Below are 18,618 nucleotides of genomic sequence, written 5' to 3' on the forward strand. Positions count from 1 at the left end.
CGGATAGGCTCCGAGGAATTGGTAGGAGGGCGTTATGACCAACGAGTCCGGGATTGCCTGCCGCAACGGTGCGGATCCCGACCCGGAGGCCGGCGCCGCTCGGGCGCGGCCCTATTACCAGGCGGTCGGCGGCGAAGAGGCGATCTTCAAGGCCGCCTACCGCCAGGGTTTGGCGCTGCTGTTGAAGGGGCCGACGGGTTGCGGCAAGACCCGCTTCGTCGAGGCGATGGCCCACGACCTGGGTCGGCCGCTGATCACCGTGTCGTGCCACGACGACCTGACCACGGCGGACCTGGTCGGGAGGTATCTGCTGCGTGGCGACGAGACGGTGTGGGTGGACGGCCCGCTGACCCGCGCGGTGCGCGAGGGCGCGATCTGTTACCTGGACGAAGTCGTGGAAGCCCGGCAGGACACCACCGTGGTGCTGCATCCGCTCGCCGACCACCGGCGACAGCTGCCGATCGAGCGGCTCGGCATCACCCTGGACGCGGCACCCGGATTCGGCCTGGTGGTGTCCTACAACCCCGGCTATCAAAGCGTGCTCAAGGACCTCAAGGATTCCACCCGCCAGCGCATGGTCGCGATCGAATTCGGTTTCCCTGCAGCCGATGTCGAAGAAGGCATCGTCGCGCACGAAGCGGGTGTGGACGGTGCCACCGCCGCGGAGCTGGTGCGTTTCGGGCAAGCCATCCGCCGGCTGGAGACCGGCGGGCTGCGCGAGGTCGCCTCGACCCGCGTGCTGATCGCGGCGGGCCGGCTCGTCACCGAGGGCCTGAACATGCAACAAGCGGCGCGGGCCGCGATCGCCGGACCGCTCACCGACGACGTCGCCGTGGGCCGGGCGCTGGGGGAGATGGTCGAGGTCTACCTGGGCGCAGGGGCATAGATGATTGACCGCGCAGATCGCCCCCGCTACCGTCTGAACAAATATTAGGTCAGCCAGTAATGGATCGTTGCGAGTGAACGGGCCACCCGGGAGGTCAGATGTCCTACGAAAGCAGCGCCGAGCCGATCAAGGTCGGCTACTTGATGGACTTCAGGCTGCCGCCGGGCTTCCCCGAGGAGCTGTTCGCCTCTTTCACCCAGACTTTCGACCTCATCTTCGAAGAGGCGGTCGCCCAAGGCCTGATGGACCGTCCGGTGCAGATGATCTATCGCGAGGTGGAGGGTCTGCCCAAGGGTTCGGTCAAGGCGGTGATCGATGCGTATGGCGAACTGGTCGACGAGGGCTGCCTCGTCGTCTTCGGTCCGAACATCACCGACAACTGCGTGCCGTTGCGTGAGGTGATCGAGGAACGGTTCAAGGTGCCGGCCATCAGCGTGACCGGCACCGACGACTGGTTGGGCGAGTGGACGTTCTCCTTCCCGCAGGGATCGATGACCGATGAGCCGATCTTTTTGGCCGACCTCATCGCCAAACGCGGACTCTGCGAGATCGGTGTGCTCTTCGAGCAGAGCCTGATCGGTGAGAGCTACTTGAAGAACCTGCGAAGTGCGTGCCGGCGCAAAGGCATTCGCATCGTGGCCGAAGTCTCCATCGCCCAGACGGCTCAGGACATCAACGCGGCGGTCCAGACGCTGCATGAGGCAAAAGCCGAGGCGATCGTGCACCTGGGATTCGGATTCGGCATCGTCTTCATCAACCCGGCGCTCGAAGCCCTCGGTTGGGACCCACCCCGCTTCACCACCACCGCGTGGCAGAACGCATGGGTCAACCCGATCATGTGGAACGCGTTTATGGGCTGGACCGGTGTCGACCAGTACGACGAGGCGAACCGGATCGGCCAGGAATTCCTCGACACCTACGCAAAGAAGTACAACGGCAGTCGCCCCGAGTTCTGCGTCACCGTGGTGAACCGTGACGTCGCCGCGACACTTGTGCGCGCGTTTACCGACGCCCATCCGCTCAGCCCCCGTGGCGTCAAGGAGGCCCTCGAGCGGGTCAAGATGATGCCCGCCGCGTCGGGCGCACCGGGGACTCGAGTGTCGTTCGGCAAATGGACCCGCCGCGCCTGGATGGGCGCCGGCTACCTGGTGGCTCGGACGCTCGACGCCGACGGTATCAACTCGCATCTGGTGGATCGCTTCGGAGAGGAAGACTGATGTCCACAGAACAATCCGCACCGTTGAGGGCGGACGGCGAGCCCGCCGCGTCGGGCACCAACAAGCGCGGCTGGGGCGGCTGGATCGCCGGTGCGGCGCTGGCGGCCTTCGTGCTCTTCTTCATCGCGAATTGCCGTGTGGCCCTTGACCCGCGGGTTGCCAACCCAAACGTGCAGGGCCGGCCGCGGCCGGTGAAGTTCCTCTTCGGGTTGGACTACATCACCTTCCTGCACATCTCCACGATCGTCATGCTGCTGGTGCTGCTGGTGGTGTTCATCCGGGGCTGGCGCCGCAATCCGGGCAGTCCGGTCATGCTGATGTTCCTGTGCACCACGCTGATCGTGTGGCAGGACCCGATCATGAACTGGTCGCCGTTCGCGGTCTACAACCCCGACCTCATCCACTGGCCGGAGTCCTGGCCGCTGGTGTCGCTGTCGCCGACGGTCGAGCCGTTCGTCGTATTCGGCTATGTCACTTTCTATTTCGGGCCGTACTTTCCGGCGATCTGGATCCTGCGCAAGCTGCAGGCCAAGTACGGGCCGACGGCATTCGTCTCGCGTCACCCGTTGTGGAGCTTGGGCCTGCTGACGTGCGTGATCGGTTTCATCTTCGACGCGTGGCTGGAAATCCAGCTCGTGCACGCCGGCATGTACATCTACTCCCAGGTGATTCCGTGGGGATCGGTGTTCACCGGCACCACCTTCCAATTCCCGCTGATCTGGGAGTCGTTCTCGGTGACCTTCGTGATGGTGCCCGCGGCGATTCTCTGCTATCGCGATGACACCGGTAAATCGGTGGCCGAGAAGTTGGCCGCCAAGGCGAAGATCTTCCCGAGCCGCCCGGTGCTGGGCACCTTCCTGGTGATGTTCGCCATCATCAACGTCTCCTACTTCGCCTACGGCGCCTGGTTCTGGGTCATTAAGGTCAGCCACGCGGCGACCTCGGTCGCTTGCCCATGGCCGTATCCGGAGGCGAAAGTATATGACCCGCAAGGCTATTACGAGAAGGCCGGCGCGCAGGGCCCCTATTCGGTCGGCATCTGGTCGACCTGGGCGAGCGGCGAGCCGCATGGCCGGCCGCACGTCGAAGCGCCGCCGCCGGGCCAGGGCCCCTGCGCGACCGTGAGCAAGAATGGCTGAGCCACGCTCGGTCGTCATCACCGGCGCATCCCGCGGACTCGGATTCGCCTCAGCCGTGCGCCTCTATCGCGAGGGGTGGCGCGTGGTCGCGGCGATGCGCACACCCGAACAGGGGATGCCGCTGCTGCGGCAGGCCATTCAGGACCAAGGGTTGCCGCCGCCTGACGATGACCGGCTGATCGGGGTGCAGCTCGATCTCACCGACTTCGCGTCGATTCCCTTGGCCGCCAAGGCGATCGAAGAGGCCGTCGGCACCCCCTACGCGCTGGTGCATAACGCCGGGATCTCCGCCGCCGGGATGGTGGAGGAGACCGATATGGCGCTGTGGCAGCAGATGTTCGCCACCAGCGTCCTGGGTCCGGTCGAGCTCACCAAGGCGTTGCTGCCGTCCATGCGCGCGGCCGGCGAGGGCCGCATCGTGCTGGTCGCCAGCACGGCCGGGGTACGGGGTCAGCCGGCCACCGCGCCGTACTCGGCGGCCAAGGCAGCGATGGAGCGCTGGGGCGAATCCATGGCGTGCGAGATCGCGCCTTTCGGTCTGGGTGTCACCACCCTGGTGTCGGGCACCTACGACACCGACATCATCACCGACGCCGGCACCATCGATGACCGCAACTTCGAGGGCCCGTACGCGCGTCTGCACAACACGATGAACAGCCGCGGACGATTTGCGATGAAGATGGCCCGGCCTCCGGAGCGGTTCACCGACGGTCTGGTCAAGGCGCTGGCCGACGAGGCGCCGTTTCGCCGCCGAGGTGTCGGGCCGGACGCGTCAATGCTGCTGGCCTTCAATCGGATTCTGCCGTCGTCGGGCATGCACCACCTGTCTCGGACCGTGCTGGGCATCCCCAAACAGGGGTCGATGCGGGGCGGGGCATGGCCGTTGACGACGAGCCAAAAGGCGATGGTGCTCGTGGCACGGGTACTTCCACAGCCGGTGCTGCAGCGCTTGGCATCACTAGCGGCCAAGCGCCGCAAGGGAAATGAGGGGTAATTATGGAACAGCTTTTCGACGACTTGGCGGACTTCGGCGCCTTCGACGACGCGATCTCCGGTGATGTGCGTGACCCGTACACCGAACTGGCGCGGCTGCGTCGCGAGGAACCGGTGCAGCGACTCGAGACCTCGGGAGCGCTGCCCCATGAGGAGTCGCTGCCGATGTTCATCGTGTATCGCCACGAGGACATCCAGCAGATGTTGCGAGACAACGAGACATTCTCGTCGTCGGCCGTGATCGCCGCGTTCGGCCCCGTTCTCGGTGAGGGCGTGATGCTCGGCATGGACGAGCCGATCCACGGCCGGCTGCGTTCGCTGGTGTCAAAGGCGTTCTCGCAGAAGTCATTGGCGCGTTGGCAGGACGAGTTGGTCGGCCGGGTGGCGAACAGCCTGATCGACAAGTTCGCCCCCAACGGCAAGGCAGATCTGGTCAAGGAGTTCACGTTCGACTATCCGAGCCAGATCATCGCGGGCTTGTTGGGCTTGCCGGAAGAGGACTACCCACAGTTCCAGCGGTGGTCGATTTCGCTGCTGAGTTGGCTGATGAACCCCGAGCGCGGGCTGGCGGCCTCGGCCGCGCTGTGCGAATACTTCGCGCCGATACTCGAGGCCCGGCGGGCCGAGCCGAAGGGCGACTTGATCAGCGCGCTCGCCGCGGCCGAGATCGACGGGGAAAAGCTCGCGGACGAAGAGATCTTCTCCTTCCTGCGGCTGCTGCTGCCCGCCGGCGTCGAGACGACCTACCGGTCGTTGGGCAGCCTGCTGTTGGCGCTGCTGTCGGATCCCGCGCAGTTGGCCGCCATCCGCGCCGACCGCTCGCTGCTGCCGCAGGCCATCGAGGAGGGGGTGCGGTGGGAATCGCCTCTGCTGACCATCACCCGGGTCGCGACGCGCGACACCGAACTCGGCGGGGTGGCGATCCCGGCCGGGGCGACGGTGATGCCGATGCTGGGTTCGGCGAACCGGCAAGAGGACCGCTACGACGATCCGAACACGTTCAACATTCACCGACAGGCCAAGGCGAATCTGGGCTGGGGACACGGCGTACATGTCTGCCTCGGCATGCACCTGGCGCGCCTGGAAATGCGGACCGCGATCAACCTTTTGTTGGACCGGCTGCCGAATCTGCGGCTGGACCCCGACGGGGACGACCCACACATCCGCGGACAGGTCTTCCGGTCGCCCACCTCGGTCCCGGTGCTGTTCGACGCGCAGAAATAGCGCGGTCACGGCGTCCGATAAGCGTGCGGTAATGGCACGTCAGGGCCCTGACCGCAGGCAGTATGTTGCCAATCGGCTAGTTTCCAGTAAGGCTCTCCGCAGGGACGAGTCACAAGATCACGAGTCTGAAGAGAGCTGAACAAAAATGGCTGACACTGTAAAGGTCCGGTTCGAGCCGAAGATGATGATCGACGGCAAGCTCGTCGAAGGCCAGGCCGGCACCTTCCCCAACATCAACCCCGCGACCGAGGAATCGCTCGGCGAGGTGTCCGACGCGTCGAAGGAGGACATGCACCGGGCTATCGACGCGGCCCGCCGCGCCTTCGACGAGACCGACTGGTCGACCAACAAGGAACTGCGCAAGCGCTGCCTGCTGCAGCTGCACGAGGCGATCGAGTCCGAGATCGACGAGCTGCGCGAGGAGCTGATCCTCGAGGTCGGCGCGCCCCGCGCCATCACCTTCGGGCCTCAGCTGGATGCCCCGCTGGCAGACGGACTGAAGTACCCCGCCCGCCTGATCGACTCGTACGCCTGGGAGACCGACCTCGGGGACCGGGTTATCAGCCTCACCGGCGCGAACACCACCATCAAGGTGTGGCGCGAGCCGGTCGGCGTGGTCGGCGCGATCGTGCCGTGGAACTTCCCGTTCGAGGTCACCCTGAACAAGCTCGGCCAGGCGCTGGGCAGCGGCAACACCGTGGTGCTCAAGCCGGCGCCGAACACCCCGTTCAACGCGAACCGGCTGGGCCGGCTGATCGCCGAAAAGACCGACATCCCAGCCGGTGTCGTCAACGTGGTCACCGCCTCGGATCACTTCGTGGGCGAGGAACTGACGCTGTCGCCCAAGGTCGACCTGATTTCGTTCACCGGCTCGACGGTGGTCGGCAAGCGGATCATGGAGAAGGGCGCCGCCACCATGAAGCGGCTGTTCCTGGAGCTCGGCGGCAAGTCGGCCACCATCGTGCTGGAGGACGCCGACTTCGCGACGGCGTGCATGGTCGGCATCGCACCGTGCATGCACGCCGGGCAGGGTTGCGCCAACCCGACCCGGATGCTGTTGCCGCGGTCCCGCTATGAGGAAGGCGTCGAGATCCTCAAGAACATCTACGAGAACGTCACGTGCGGCGACCCGCAGGACCCCGCCACCCTGTGCGGGCCGGTGATCTCGCACCGCCAGTACGAGCGGGTGAACGGCTACATCCAGAAGGGCGTCGACGAGGGTGCGACGGCGCTGGTCGGTGGCCCTGGCGCGGAGACCGGCTTCGACAAGGGATACTTCGTCCGCCCAACGCTTTTCACCAACGTCGACAACAAGATGACGATCGCGCAGGAGGAGATCTTCGGCCCAGTGCTCTCGGTCATCCCGTTCGACGACGAGGAGGACGCGATCCGGATCGCCAACGACAGCGTGTACGGGTTGGCCGGCAACGTGTTCGCGGGTTCGCTCGAGCACGCGCTGTCGGTGACCCGCCGGATCAAGGCCGGCTTCATGGGCGTCAACGGCGGTGCTGGCTACGCGGCCGACACGCCGTTCGGTGGGTACAAGGAGAGTGGCATCGGTCGCCAGAACGGCGTCGCCGGCTTCGACCAGTACACCGAGATCAAGTCGGTGGCGTACCCCGCCGTCTGATTCGCCTCGGGTAGCGAACGCCTGGCTGATAGCGGCCACGGCGGCGATTTGTTCAGCTGCTAAGTCGACGGCCGGCCGGTCTCGCACGTGCGCTGAGGGCCCCGCGGGTGCGCTCAGGGCGGAGCCGGCCGGCGTGTGGTCACCGCACGTGCGCACTCATTGCCAGTGCATCAACGAGACGCATGTCCAGACCACCCCGCTACCAGGCCGCCCAACCCCTTGGTTGACAATCGAGGCAAGACCGTAGTCAAAGGAGACCCAACCATGCCTGAAGCCGTCATCGTCGAGGCCGTGCGTTCGCCCATCGGCAAGCGCAACGGAGGACTTTCCGGGGTGCACCCCGCCGAGCTGTCGGCGCAGGTGCTCAACGGACTGGCCACCAGGGCCGGCATCGACCCCGAAATCGTCGACGACGTGATCTGGGGTTGCGTGATGCAGGCCGGCGAGCAGGCCCTCGACATCGGCCGCACCGCATTGCTGACCGCCGGATGGCCGGAGACCGTCCCGGGCGTGACCGTCGACCGCCAGTGCGGATCGAGTCAGCAGTCCATCCACTTCGCCGCGGCCGGTGTGGTCGCCGGGCACTACGACGTCGTCGTCGCCGGTGGCGTGGAGTCGATGTCGCGCACGCCGATGGGCGCATCGCTGGCCAATGGCGGACGGCCCTACCCGGAGAACTTCATCTCCCGCTATGACGGCCAGATCCCCAACCAGGGCCTGGGTGCGGAGATGATCGCCGAGCAGTGGGGATTCGACCGCACCGCGCTGGACCAGTTCTCCCTCGACTCGCACGAAAAGGCCGCTGCCGCACAGGATTCCGGCGCATTCGACGATCAGATCGTCGGCATCAAGGACGCCGACGGCAACGTCGTGCTCAAGGATGAAGGCATCCGGCGCGGCACCCCGATGGAGAAGATGGCCTCGCTGAAACCGGCGTTCAAGGAGGACGGAGTGATCCACGCCGGGAACTCCTCGCAGATCTCCGACGGCGCGGCCGCACTGTTGTTCATGTCCGCGGAGAAGGCCAAGGACCTGGGCCTGACCCCAATTGCCAAGGTGCACACCGCCACTCTGGCCGGAGCCGACCCGGTCATCATGCTGACCGCGCCGATCCCGGCTACCCAGAAGGTGCTGAAGCGATCCGGCCTCTCGATCGACGACATCGGCGCCTACGAAGTCAACGAGGCGTTCGCACCGGTTCCGCTGGCGTGGCTGAAGGACATCGGCGCCGACGAGAAGAAGCTCAACCCGAACGGCGGCGCGATCGCACTCGGCCACCCGCTCGGTGGCTCCGGCGCGCGGATCATGACAACGCTGCTCTACCACATGCGCGACAAGGGAATTCGCTACGGCCTGCAGACGATGTGTGAGGGTGGTGGCCAGGCCAACGCCACCATTGTGGAACTGCTGTGACGGACGCTGACGGCGCGGCGCCGGCAGTGCTGGTTGAGCGCCGCGGCACCGTGATGGTCATTACCATCAACCGGCCGGAGGCGCGCAACGCGATCAACGCCGCGGTCAGCATCGGAGTCGGGGATGCGCTGGAGGAAGCGCAGCACGACCCCGAGGTGCGGGCCGTGGTGCTTACCGGTGCCGGGGACAAATCGTTTTGCGCCGGAGCCGATCTCAAGGCGATCGCTCGCCGGGAGAACCTGTATCACCCCGATCACGCCGACTGGGGCTTCGCCGGTTACGTGCAACACTTCATCGACAAGCCCACGATCGCGGCGGTCAACGGCACCGCGCTGGGCGGCGGCACCGAGCTGGCACTGGCCAGCGACCTGGTCGTCGCCCACGAGCTGGCGAAATTCGGTCTGCCCGAAGTCAAACGGGGACTGATCGCCGCCGCCGGTGGCGTCTTCCGCATCGTCGATCAGCTGCCCCGCAAGGTGGCGATGGAGCTGCTGTTGACGGGCGAGCCGATGACCGCGTCCGACGCCTGGGAATGGGGCCTGGTCAACCAGGTCGTCAAGGACGGCTCGGTGCTCGACGCGGCACTGGCGATGGCGGCGCGTATCGCCGTGAACGCGCCGCTGTCGGTGCAGGCCAGCAAGCGCATCGCAGCCGGGGTCGACGAGGGCGTCATCACCGCCGACGAGGTGGGCTGGGAGCGCACCGTGAACGAGATGCGCACCCTGATCCGGTCCGAGGACGCCAAGGAAGGCCCGTTGGCGTTCGCCGAGAAGCGGGAGCCGGTCTGGAAGGCGCGCTAGCTCGCCAGAATGTTGACGCCGAAGCGGAACAACCCGGGTAGGCGTTCACAGGCCGGCACGATGGCTCGCCGCGTCGCGCGCGGCGTGCTGGCCAGCACCACCGCCCGGGTGAGGTAGCGGTAGTTGCGGGTAACACGGTGCCACGACGCCTCATACGCCGCCGGCGTCTCGTCGACGATGGCGTCGACCGCGGCCGCCGCCTGTTTGACGGCCAGGCTGACGCCCTCGCCGGTCAGCGCGTCCTCGTAGCCGGCCGCATCGCCGACCAGCAGCACCCGGCCCGCGACGCGGCGCGAGACCACCTGGCGCAACGGGCCGCAGCCGCGCGCGTGCCCGCGGCTGGCTCCCTCGAGGTGCCAGGCCAGTCGCGGGAACCAGCCCAAGTCGGGCCGTCCCTGCGACAGGATCGCCACGCCGACCAGATCCGGTTCCACTGGCGTCACGTAGGCCTCACCCAACCGGGACCAATACACCTCGATGAACTCCGACCAGGGCGGCACCGTGAAATGCCAACGCACGCCGTAGCGTCGCGGCTTTCCGGCCGTCGCCTTGATGCCGACACAGCGTCGCACCGTCGAGTGCAGACCGTCGGCGCCGACCAGAAATTTCGCCCGAACACCGGCCGCGGTGACCCCGTGCGCATCCTGCTCGACGCTGGTCACCTTGGTCCGGATCCATTCGGTGTCTTGCTCTTTGGCCCGTGCCTGCAGGGTGGCGTGCAGCGTGGTGCGTCGCACGCCGCGGCCCGGACCGGTGCCGAACAGCGCCTCGGCGCGGCGCTGTTCGCTGACATAGGCGATCCCGCGAAACGGCATCCCGACCGGGTCGACACCCAGCGACGTCAGCTCGGCGAGGCCACCGGGCATCAGCCCCTCGCCGCACGCCTTGTCGATCGGGTCCTCACGCGGCTCGGCCACGATGACCGAAAGCCCGTGCCGGCGCGCCTGCAAGGCCGTCGCGAGGCCGCCGGGGCCGCCTCCGACGATCAGCAGGTCGGCGTCATAGGTCATGAGCGCCGCTCCTCCTCATCGCTTCGCCCGGCATCGTCGACGGCGCGTGTGCTCATGTGTAACCCAACGCGGAATTCTCCACCCGGATACGCACACTGAGCAGAATCGCGTTGGCGACGGTGAACGTGGCCGCCGTCAGCCATGCGGTGTGCACCAGCGGCAATGCGAACCCTTCGGCCACCACCGCAACATAGTTCGGGTGGTGCAGCCACCGGTAGGGCCCCCGCCGCACCAGGGGCGCCTCCGGTAACACGATCACCCGGGTGTTCCACCGCTTGCCCAACGTCGTGATGCACCACCAGCGCAGCACCTGACTGGCCGCCGCGATGGCCAGCATCGGCCAGCCCAGCCACGGGATGAAGGGCCGATGCAGTGCCCACGGCTCGACGAGGCAGCCGACCAGCAGGGCGGTGTGGATGATGACCATCACGACGTAATGCGGCTTGCCAAATTCCTTGGCGCCCTAGGTGAAAGACCATTGCGCGTTCCGGTTGGACAGCACCAGCTCGACAATGCGTTCGAGCCCGACCGCGAGGATCAGCAGGTAGTACATGCCACCACTATCCCGTGTCCGCCGCTACCAGGCCAGCAGAACGAGCTCGGAGCAGAACGCCGGGCCCATCGCGATCATGAGGCCAAGCGAGCCGGCCGGTGGCGGATCGGCCACGTTCGCCCTGAGCACATCCAGGACCGAGACCGAAGACAGGTTTCCATTCTTGCGCAACGAGTTTCGGGTGTGATCAAGGGCGTCCCCGGGCAGGTCCAGCACTTCCTCCACAGCCTCGATCACTCTCGGGCCACCGGGGTGACAGACCCAGCGCGACACATCCTGCGGTGTCAGCCCGTGGTCGGCGAGGAAGCCGCGGACGTCGTCACCCAGGTATTTCTCGGTGACGTTCGCGACGTCGGCCGACAGCACGATCCGGAAGCCGTCGCTGCCGATGTTCCAGCCCATGACATCTTCGGTGTCGGGGTAGAGCCTGCTCCGGGTGGCCAGCACCCGAGGACCCGAGGGCCGGCCCGCGTAGTTGGCGCCCTTGGCGATGACGGCGCCGGCGCCGTCACCAAACAGGCTGGTGGCGACCAGATTGGCGATCGAATGGTCCTCGCGCTGAATGGTCAGTGAGCACAGTTCGACGGCGAGCAGCGCGGCGACCTGATCGGGGAAGGCGCGCAGGTAATCGTGCATGCGGGCGGTCCCGGCCGCACCCGCCACGCAGCCCAGGCCGAACAGCGGAATGCGCTTGACGTCCTGGCGCAAGCCGACTCGTGCGGCAAGTCGTGCCTCGACCGTCGGTACGGCCAGTCCGGTCACTGTGGTCGAAAAGACGACGTCCACCTGTGACGGCTCGACCCCCGCCTCGTCCAGCGCCGCGCGCAGCGCCTGCTCGGCCAGGTCGAGAGCGACTTCGAGGTAGGCGGCGTTGGCCTCGGTGAAACCGGTCAGCTCGCGGTAGCGCGACAGCGGCAAGGCGGTGTTGCGGTGCTCAACCCCACTGCTGAGCGCGAACCGCTGAAAGTCCGGGCCGGCGAAGTCGGTCAGCGCGCCGATGGCTTCGTCCTGGGTGTACCGGTTTTCTGGGAACTTCACCGCAACTGCCGCGATTGATGGATCTGTGTTGTTGGTCGATTTTTCCAGTCCGATGCATCCCGAACTGGCCCCCGTAATGTTGTTCATGCATGGGGCTACGGTGCCGTAGGTTGCATTGTTCAGCTTTCATAGTTGTGATGATGACCACTGGTCATTCCTGAAAGCCGCGGGGACCTGGCCGCCGTGCGCCCACGCGGCCGGGTAGATCGGGTTTAGCCGCGCCCCGTCCGGGATAGGGTCAGGGATATGCGGATTCTGGTCACCGGCGCGACGGGCTATGTGGGATCGCGACTGGTCGCAGCGCTGCTTGCGGACCAACACCAGGTGCTCGCCGCCACTCGAAACCCGAAGCGGCTCAAGCGGTTCGGTTGGTTCGACGACGTCGTGCCGATCCGGCTTGATGCCTCGGATCCCGTGTCGGCGCAGGCGGCAATGGACGCCGCGGGCCCGGTTGACGTGGTCTATTACCTGGTGCACGCGATCGGTCAGCCCGACTTTCGCGACGCGGACCGGGCCTCGGCCGCCAACGTCGCGGCCGCCGCCCGCGATGCGCGGGTCCGGCGCATCGTCTATCTGGGCGGTTTCGTCCCGGCCGACGGCGAACTGTCTGATCATCTGGCCAGCCGGGCCGAGGTTGCCGAGGCCCTCACGGTCCCCGACGGTCCGGAACTCGTGTGGCTCGGCGCGGCGATCATCATCGGCGCCGGCTCGACATCGTTCGAGATGATGCGCTACGTCGGTGACCGGTTTCCCTTCGTTCCGATCCCGGAGTGGCTGGAGAACCCGATCGACCCGATCTCGATCCGCGACGTGCTGCACTACCTGGTGGCCGCGGCGGATCCCGACCTGGTCCCGGCCGGGGCCTACGACATCCACGGGCTCGACACGACGTCGTATCGCGATCTGCTCACGACGTATGCCCGCATCGCGGGCCGGTGGCATGCGTCGGTGTGGGTGCCGTGGGTCAACCCGGCGCTGGCGTCGCTGATCACGGGGTTCGCGCTGCCGGTACCGCACGGACTAGCCGGCGACCTGGTCGAGTCGCTGGACCACCCGATGGTGGCCTCCGCCAGCGACCTGCGCAGTCGGGTGCCCGACCCGCCCGGCGGACTGCTGGGTGTCGAGGATGCCATCGAGCTGGCATTGCGGGGCCTGACCAGGCGGGCGCCCCGGCCCGTCAACGCCCTGGCCGATCCCCACGACCTCGCCGACACCGATCCGGCGTGGGCCGGTGGCGATGCCCTGCGCATCCGGCGGCTCGCGAGGGCGATCACCCCGCCCATCGCGCGGCCCACCCTGAAGCTGGTCAACCTGGTTCCCGGCCCGGTCGCCGGAGCGCTGCGAACCGGCCTCGACATCATGCTCACCCTTACCCCGAAGGTTCGTCCGGCATGAGCCAGGCCACCAGCCCGTACCGCACCAGCGTGTTCTCCGAGCTGCGTCGCACCGTCACCAATGTCGCTGTGCCGCACCATGAACCACCGTCGATGGTGCGGCGACGCCGCGTTGTCGTCGCGCTGACGCTGGTGATCGGGGCTGGGGTGCTCGGCGTTTCACTGAGGCGTACCCCAGGCGAGTCGAGCTTCTACTGGCTGACCCTGGCGTTGGCCGCCGTGTGGATCGTGGGTGCGTTCCTCTCCGGGCCGCTGCATCTGGGCGGCATCTGCTGGCGCGGCCGCAACCAGCGCCCGGTGATCAGCGGCACGGCCATCGGGCTGCTACTGGGCGGCATCTTCGTACTGGGCGGACTGATCGCCCGGGAGATTCCGGCGGTATCGGCCTTGATCATCCGGGTGCTGCAGTTTGCGAGTCACGGGACTTTCCTCCCGATCGTGGCGATCACCGTCGTCAACGGCGTAGCCGAGGAAATGTTCTTCCGGGGCGCGCTGTACACCGCGCTGGGTCGACGTGCGCCCGTGGCGATTTCGACGCTGTTGTACTTGTGCGTGACCTTGGCCAGCGGCAACCCGATGCTAGGTTTCGCCGCGGTCATCCTCGGGACAGTGTGTGCGCTGGAGCGCCGGGCCAGCGGCGGGGTGCTGGCACCGTTGCTGACTCACTTTGTGTGGGGTCTGATCATGGTGCTCGCCCTGCCGCCGTTGTTCGGCGTCTGAGCTATCCGGGCGAGCCGACGACGGCGTGTTCCAGCGCGGCCAGCTCGAGGGCCCGCCGGGGTCGCACCAAAAGCCAGTACAAACGCCCCACGATGCCGCTCGGCAAAAAGGTCGCCCGTTGCGTGTACTTCGTGCCGCCGCCGTCTTGCGGCGTGACCGTCATTTCCAGCCACGCCTTTCCGGGTGAGCGCCTCCGGGAGAGCAGCAGCAGTTTGGTGCCGGGCTCGCGCTCCGTCACGCACCAACGCTTGCTGCTGTTCGCCGCCGTTTCGGCCGCCTTCCAGACGTCGTCGGGTCCCGCGGTGGTGTCGGCCACCCGCACGTCGGTGTGGACAATCTCGCCGGCCCAGTCCGGGTCGCTCGGCAGCAACGCGGCCGGCTCCGACCGCAATGAGGCCCAGGAGACCGCGGGCGGGCCCGGCGTCGGGTGGGCGAGTGCCAATTCGACGGCGCGGCGGTAGCCGATAAGGCCACCGGGCGGGGCCTCGATGATGGTGTCGATGTCGGAGTTGCCCATCACCGCGTCGCATTCCAGCGATTCGATCAGCGGGCGCGCCAAACCGGGCGGAATCGGCGTCACGGTCCCAATCCACAGGCTGGCAATCGTGGGCGTCAAGAACGGCAGCACGATCAAGTAGCGCCGGTGCAGCCCCGCGACCTCGGCGTAGACGCGCATCATGTCGCCGTACTCCAGCACGTCGGGGCCGCCGATATCCCAGGTTCGCGACGATGGCACCCGCGCCGTCGCCGCGGCGACCAGGTAGTAGAGCACATCACGCACCGCGATCGGCTGAATTCTGTTGTGCACCCATTTCGGCGTGGTCATCACCGGCAACCGGTCGGTGAGGTGCCGGATCATCTCGAACGACGCCGAACCCGACCCGACGACCACTCCGGCCTGCAGCACCACCGTCTCAATGCCGGAGTCGATCAGGGCCTCGCCCACCGCCTTGCGCGACTCGAGATGGGGCGAGAGCTTCCGGTTTTCCGGATGCAACCCGCTCAGATACACCACCCGTCGCACCCCGGTACGTTGAGCGGCCGTCACGACGTTACGGACGGCGCGGTTTTCCTCGGCGGTGAAGTCCTTCGACGTGCCCATCGAATGCACCAGGTAGTACACGACGTCCATCCCGTCGAACGCCTCGATCAGCGAATCGACGTCGCCGAGGTCGCCGCGGGCCACCTCGACCCGCTCCCGCCACGGCACGTCCGCCAACTTGCCCGGGTCGCGGGCCAGCGCGCGCACGCCATGGCCCTCGTCGAGCAGACGCGGCACCAGTCGGGCACCGATGTAGCCGGTCGCCCCCGTCACCAGACAGCGCATTGTTCCCCTTCCCGCACGTCAGAGTAGTCGGATCTGACGCAAGAGCGGATTGCCGTTTCGGCGGCCGTTAAGCGTGCTAGCGGTCGGTGAAGTTCGGGGTGCGGCGCTGCTGGAATGCCGTTGCACCCTCGCGTAAGTCGTCCGACCGCAGCAAGATCGCCTGCCCGCGGTACTCACGCTCGAGCGCGGCATCCAGCTCGGTCAGCGTGGCCGCGTTGACCGAATCCTTCGTCTTGGCGTACGCCACCACCGGGCCGCCCAGCAACGTCGCAATCACCTTGTCCACTTCGGCTTCGAAATCCTCGGCCGGATAGACCGCGCTGACCAGTCCCGCGGCGAACGCCTCGGTGGCCGGCAACCGCTCGGCCAGCAGTGCCATCCGCATCGCGCGAATCCGGCCGATCGCCGCGGCGACCAACGCCGACGCCCCGCCGTCGGGCATCAGCCCGATCTTGGTGAACGCGAGCATGAAAAATGCTTTGTCAGAAGCCAATACGATGTCGCACGCCAGAGCGATGGACACGCCGACGCCCGCGGCGGGCCCCTGCACGACGGCGACCACCGGGTGCGGCAGCGCGGTGATGGCCCGGATCAACCGGTTGACTTCCAGGACGATTTCGTCCGGCGGAAGACCGCCGCTGCCGGACATGTCGTCGGCGCTGATGCCTGCTCCAGAGCAGAAGCCGCGACCCGCCCCGCCCAGCCGAACCACCTTGACCTGCGGGTCGGTCGCCGCGTGTTCCATTGTGTCGGCAAGCCCGGAGATCACCGGAGTCGTCAGCGAGTTGAGGCTGGCGGGCCGGTCGATGGTCACCGACAGCACGCCGTCGGACAACGTGACGGCAAGGCCTTCGACGGACGACTGCTTATCGAGCACGGATTCAGACATGGGCTAACGATAACGACCGGGCAGGCGACCGGGGTGCGCGGCCGTCGGGCGCGGCTGCGAAGATGCCAACGACCGGGTTGACACGCGTCGGAGCAGACGAAAGGTCGGTGGACCATGGCGGGACCGCTGGGTGGGCCCCTGAACGGACTCAGGGTAGTGGAGCTGGCCGGCATCGGGCCGGGCCCCCACGCCGCGATGATTCTGGGAGATCTTGGCGCCGACGTGGTGCGCATCGATCGCCCGTCGTCCGGCCCCGGTGGCGTCGCGAAGGACGCCATGATGCGCAACCGTCGGGTGGTGACCGCAGACCTCAAGTCCGACGAGGGGCGCGCAACCGTCCTGCGGCTGATCGCCAAGGCCGACGTCCTGATCGAGGGTTACCGTCCGGGCGTCACCGAGCGACTCGGCCTGGGACCCGAGGACTGCGCCAAGGTCAACGAGCGGCTGGTCTACGCCCGCATGACCGGCTGGGGCCAGACCGGCCCGCGCAGCCAGCAGGCCGGTCATGACATCAACTACATCTCGCTGAACGGCATCCTGCACTCGATCGGCCGGGCCAACGAACGGCCGGTGCCGCCGCTGAACCTGGTCGGCGACTTCGGCGGCGGTTCGATGTTCCTGTTGCTCGGCATCCTGTCCGCGCTCTGGGAGCGGCAGAGCTCCGGCAAGGGACAGGTCGTCGACGCCGCGATGGTGGACGGCTCCAGCGTGCTGGTTCAGATGATGTGGCAGATGCGCGCCGCCGGGATGTGGACCGACGCGCGCGGCACCAACCTGCTCGACGGCGGCGCGCCCTACTACGACACCTACACCTGCGCCGACGGGCGCTACGTCGCGGTCGGCGCCATCGAGCCGCAGTTCTACGCCGCCATGCTGACCGGCCTGGGCCTCGACGGCGCCGACATCCCCGGGCAGAACGACGTCGGGCGCTGGCCCGAATTGCGGGCGATCCTGACCGAAAAGTTCGCCAGCCAGGACCGCGACCACTGGGCCAAGGTGTTCGCCGACTCCGACGCGTGCGTGACGCCGATCCTGGCGTTCGGCGAGGTGCAGTCCGAGCCGCACATCACCGAGCGCAGCACCTTCTACGAAGTCGACGGTGGTCTGCAGCCGCTGCCGGCGCCGCGGTTCTCTCGCACCGCTCCGCAGACACCGCGCCCCGCGACGCCGGTGGCCGACGTCGAGGACGTCCTCAACGCCTGGGTATAGTCCCCAACCAACAAGTTGGTCGGCAGGATCATGAAAGGACTCGTATGGAGATCAAGGACGCCGTCGCCGTCGTCACCGGCGGTGCCTCAGGTCTGGGCCTGGCCACCACCAAGCGGCTGCTGGATGCCGGCGGGCAGGTGGTCGTGATCGACCTCAGGGGTGAGGAGGTCGTGGCCGAACTCGGCGACCGCGCGAAGTTCGTCGCGACCGACGTCACCGATGAGGAGGGCGTGAGCAAGGCGCTCGACGTCGCCGAGTCGCTGGGCTCGCTGCGTATCAACGTCAACTGTGCGGGCATCGGCAACGCGATCAAGACGCTGGGCAAGGACGGGCCGTTCCCGCTGCAGGCCTTCAAGAAGGTCGTCGAGGTCAACTTGATCGGCACCTTCAACGTGCTGCGGCTGGCCGCCGAGCGCATCGCCAAGACCGAGCCGGTCGGTCCCGAAACAAGTCCCGAGCGCGGCGTCATCATCAACACCGCCTCGGTCGCGGCGTTCGATGGCCAGATCGGCCAGGCCGCCTACTCCGCGTCCAAGGGCGGCGTGGTCGGCATGACGCTGCCGATCGCCCGCGACCTGTCGCGCGAGCTCATCCGCGTGATGACCATCGCGCCGGGGTTGTTCAAGACCCCGCTGCTGGGTTCGCTGCCCGAGGAGGCGCAGAAATCACTGGGCAAGCAGGTGCCGCACCCGGCGCGGCTGGGTGACCCGGACGAGTACGGCGCGCTGGCGGTGCACATCGTGGAGAACCCGATGCTCAACGGTGAGGTCATCCGCCTGGACGGCGCCATCCGGATGGCCCCGCGCTGAGGCTCGGTTAAGGCGCATACACAAAAACCCCCGCCACGGCGGGGGTTTTTGTTGGCAACAAGATCAGTGGGATCGACGGAACCAACGAGAGACCGAAGGTTCGGCCATGAGTAGCCGTGCCAGCAAGCTCATGATGGTCAGCTCGCGTTGGGCAGCGGTTGCCAGTCGTCAAACTGCTCGGAGGTCTCGCCTTCCACCAACACGTCGCCGTGGTAGAGAGCCTCGAAGTCAACCTTGATGACGTCCGCGCTTGCTTCGTCGATCCACATGACACTGAGCCTAAGAGCAACCATTAAGGAATCTTTGAGTCACGATTCGGAAAATGGTGGCAATTTACTCGCCAGTAGGGTTGTCGGCGGTCTAGAGC

Annotated in this window: 17 protein-coding genes and 1 pseudogene; 12 read left to right on the top strand and 6 right to left on the bottom strand. The window is 67.0% G+C overall.

Going from position 1 to position 18,618, the window contains the following annotated elements; all coding sequences use genetic code 11:
- Positions 1-34: 34 nt before the first annotated feature.
- The 8 genes from SKC41_RS13795 (at position 35) to SKC41_RS13830 (ending at position 9,302) form a co-directional block, all read left to right on the top strand.
- Positions 35-886: a CbbQ/NirQ/NorQ/GpvN family protein gene (locus SKC41_RS13795; protein WP_330978091.1), complete on the top strand. Its 852-nt coding sequence runs from the start codon at positions 35-37 to the stop codon at positions 884-886.
- A 98-nt stretch (positions 887-984) separates the two neighbouring features.
- A complete protein-coding gene (locus tag SKC41_RS13800; RefSeq protein ID WP_330978092.1) occupies positions 985-2,103 on the top strand; it encodes an ABC transporter substrate-binding protein in 1,119 nt (372 codons plus the stop codon).
- Complete coding sequence (locus SKC41_RS13805; protein ID WP_330978093.1) at positions 2,103-3,242, top strand: spirocyclase AveC family protein; 1,140 nt, start codon at positions 2,103-2,105, stop codon at positions 3,240-3,242. Before SKC41_RS13800 ends, SKC41_RS13805 begins: the two co-directional genes overlap by 1 nt.
- Complete coding sequence (locus tag SKC41_RS13810; RefSeq protein ID WP_330978094.1) at positions 3,235-4,236, top strand: SDR family oxidoreductase; 1,002 nt, start codon at positions 3,235-3,237, stop codon at positions 4,234-4,236. The genes SKC41_RS13805 and SKC41_RS13810 overlap by 8 nt, the downstream gene beginning before the upstream one ends.
- 2 nt (positions 4,237-4,238) lie before the next feature.
- The gene (locus SKC41_RS13815; RefSeq protein WP_330978095.1) at positions 4,239-5,459 is read left to right on the top strand and encodes a cytochrome P450; all 1,221 of its coding nucleotides are present in this window, start codon (positions 4,239-4,241) and stop codon (positions 5,457-5,459) included.
- 145 nt (positions 5,460-5,604) lie between these two features.
- Positions 5,605-7,089: an aldehyde dehydrogenase family protein gene (locus tag SKC41_RS13820; RefSeq protein ID WP_330978096.1), complete on the top strand. Its 1,485-nt coding sequence runs from the start codon at positions 5,605-5,607 to the stop codon at positions 7,087-7,089.
- A 264-nt stretch (positions 7,090-7,353) separates the two neighbouring features.
- Positions 7,354-8,502 carry a thiolase family protein gene (locus SKC41_RS13825; RefSeq protein ID WP_096289731.1) on the top strand — a complete coding sequence of 383 codons (1,149 nt, stop codon included), beginning with the start codon at positions 7,354-7,356 and terminating at the stop codon, positions 8,500-8,502.
- Positions 8,499-9,302: a crotonase/enoyl-CoA hydratase family protein gene (locus SKC41_RS13830; protein ID WP_330978097.1), complete on the top strand. Its 804-nt coding sequence runs from the start codon at positions 8,499-8,501 to the stop codon at positions 9,300-9,302. Before SKC41_RS13825 ends, SKC41_RS13830 begins: the two co-directional genes overlap by 4 nt.
- Here SKC41_RS13830 and SKC41_RS13835 read toward each other — a convergent pair.
- The 3 genes and pseudogenes from SKC41_RS13835 to SKC41_RS13845 form a co-directional block, all read right to left on the bottom strand.
- Entirely contained in the window at positions 9,299-10,312 is a 1,014-nt protein-coding gene (locus SKC41_RS13835) for an NAD(P)/FAD-dependent oxidoreductase (protein ID WP_330978098.1), read from the bottom strand. The two genes, SKC41_RS13830 and SKC41_RS13835, sit on opposite strands and share 4 nt — an antisense overlap.
- A 52-nt stretch (positions 10,313-10,364) precedes the next feature.
- Positions 10,365-10,865 (bottom strand): annotated as a pseudogene (locus SKC41_RS13840) (isoprenylcysteine carboxyl methyltransferase family protein).
- A 24-nt stretch (positions 10,866-10,889) separates the two neighbouring features.
- Positions 10,890-11,990 carry a type III polyketide synthase gene (locus tag SKC41_RS13845; RefSeq protein WP_330978099.1) on the bottom strand — a complete coding sequence of 367 codons (1,101 nt, stop codon included), beginning with the start codon at positions 11,988-11,990 and terminating at the stop codon, positions 10,890-10,892.
- A gap of 159 nt (positions 11,991-12,149) precedes the next feature.
- On the opposite strand from SKC41_RS13845, the gene SKC41_RS13850 reads away from it, so the two are divergent.
- Entirely contained in the window at positions 12,150-13,298 is a 1,149-nt protein-coding gene (locus SKC41_RS13850) for an NAD(P)H-binding protein (protein ID WP_330978100.1), read from the top strand.
- Positions 13,295-14,017, top strand: coding sequence for a CPBP family intramembrane glutamic endopeptidase (locus tag SKC41_RS13855; protein WP_330978101.1), 723 nt, complete (start codon positions 13,295-13,297; stop codon positions 14,015-14,017). Before SKC41_RS13850 ends, SKC41_RS13855 begins: the two co-directional genes overlap by 4 nt.
- 1 nt (position 14,018) lies before the next feature.
- Here SKC41_RS13855 and SKC41_RS13860 read toward each other — a convergent pair whose 3' ends face one another.
- Together SKC41_RS13860 and SKC41_RS13865 are read right to left on the bottom strand one after the other, a co-directional pair.
- On the bottom strand, positions 14,019-15,344 hold the full coding sequence (locus SKC41_RS13860; RefSeq protein ID WP_330978102.1) for a DUF2867 domain-containing protein: 1,326 nt from the start codon (positions 15,342-15,344) through the stop codon (positions 14,019-14,021).
- Positions 15,345-15,420: 76 nt separating this feature from the next.
- Positions 15,421-16,233: an enoyl-CoA hydratase gene (locus SKC41_RS13865; protein ID WP_330978103.1), complete on the bottom strand. Its 813-nt coding sequence runs from the start codon at positions 16,231-16,233 to the stop codon at positions 15,421-15,423.
- A gap of 126 nt (positions 16,234-16,359) precedes the next feature.
- Here SKC41_RS13865 and SKC41_RS13870 point away from each other — a divergent pair, with 126 nt between their 5' ends.
- Both SKC41_RS13870 and SKC41_RS13875 read left to right on the top strand, forming a co-directional pair.
- Positions 16,360-17,442: a CaiB/BaiF CoA transferase family protein gene (locus tag SKC41_RS13870; RefSeq protein WP_330978881.1), complete on the top strand. Its 1,083-nt coding sequence runs from the start codon at positions 16,360-16,362 to the stop codon at positions 17,440-17,442.
- 44 nt (positions 17,443-17,486) lie between these two features.
- Positions 17,487-18,251: a 3-hydroxyacyl-CoA dehydrogenase gene (locus SKC41_RS13875; protein WP_330978104.1), complete on the top strand. Its 765-nt coding sequence runs from the start codon at positions 17,487-17,489 to the stop codon at positions 18,249-18,251.
- 137 nt (positions 18,252-18,388) lie between these two features.
- Here SKC41_RS13875 and SKC41_RS13880 read toward each other — a convergent pair whose 3' ends face one another.
- Positions 18,389-18,520, bottom strand: a complete 132-nt coding sequence (locus tag SKC41_RS13880) for a hypothetical protein (RefSeq protein WP_090605576.1) — start codon at positions 18,518-18,520, stop codon at positions 18,389-18,391.
- Between the last annotated feature and the right edge of the window lie 98 nt (positions 18,521-18,618).

The organism is Mycobacterium sp. 050128 (assembly GCF_036409155.1).
Classification (GTDB): domain Bacteria; phylum Actinomycetota; class Actinomycetes; order Mycobacteriales; family Mycobacteriaceae; genus Mycobacterium.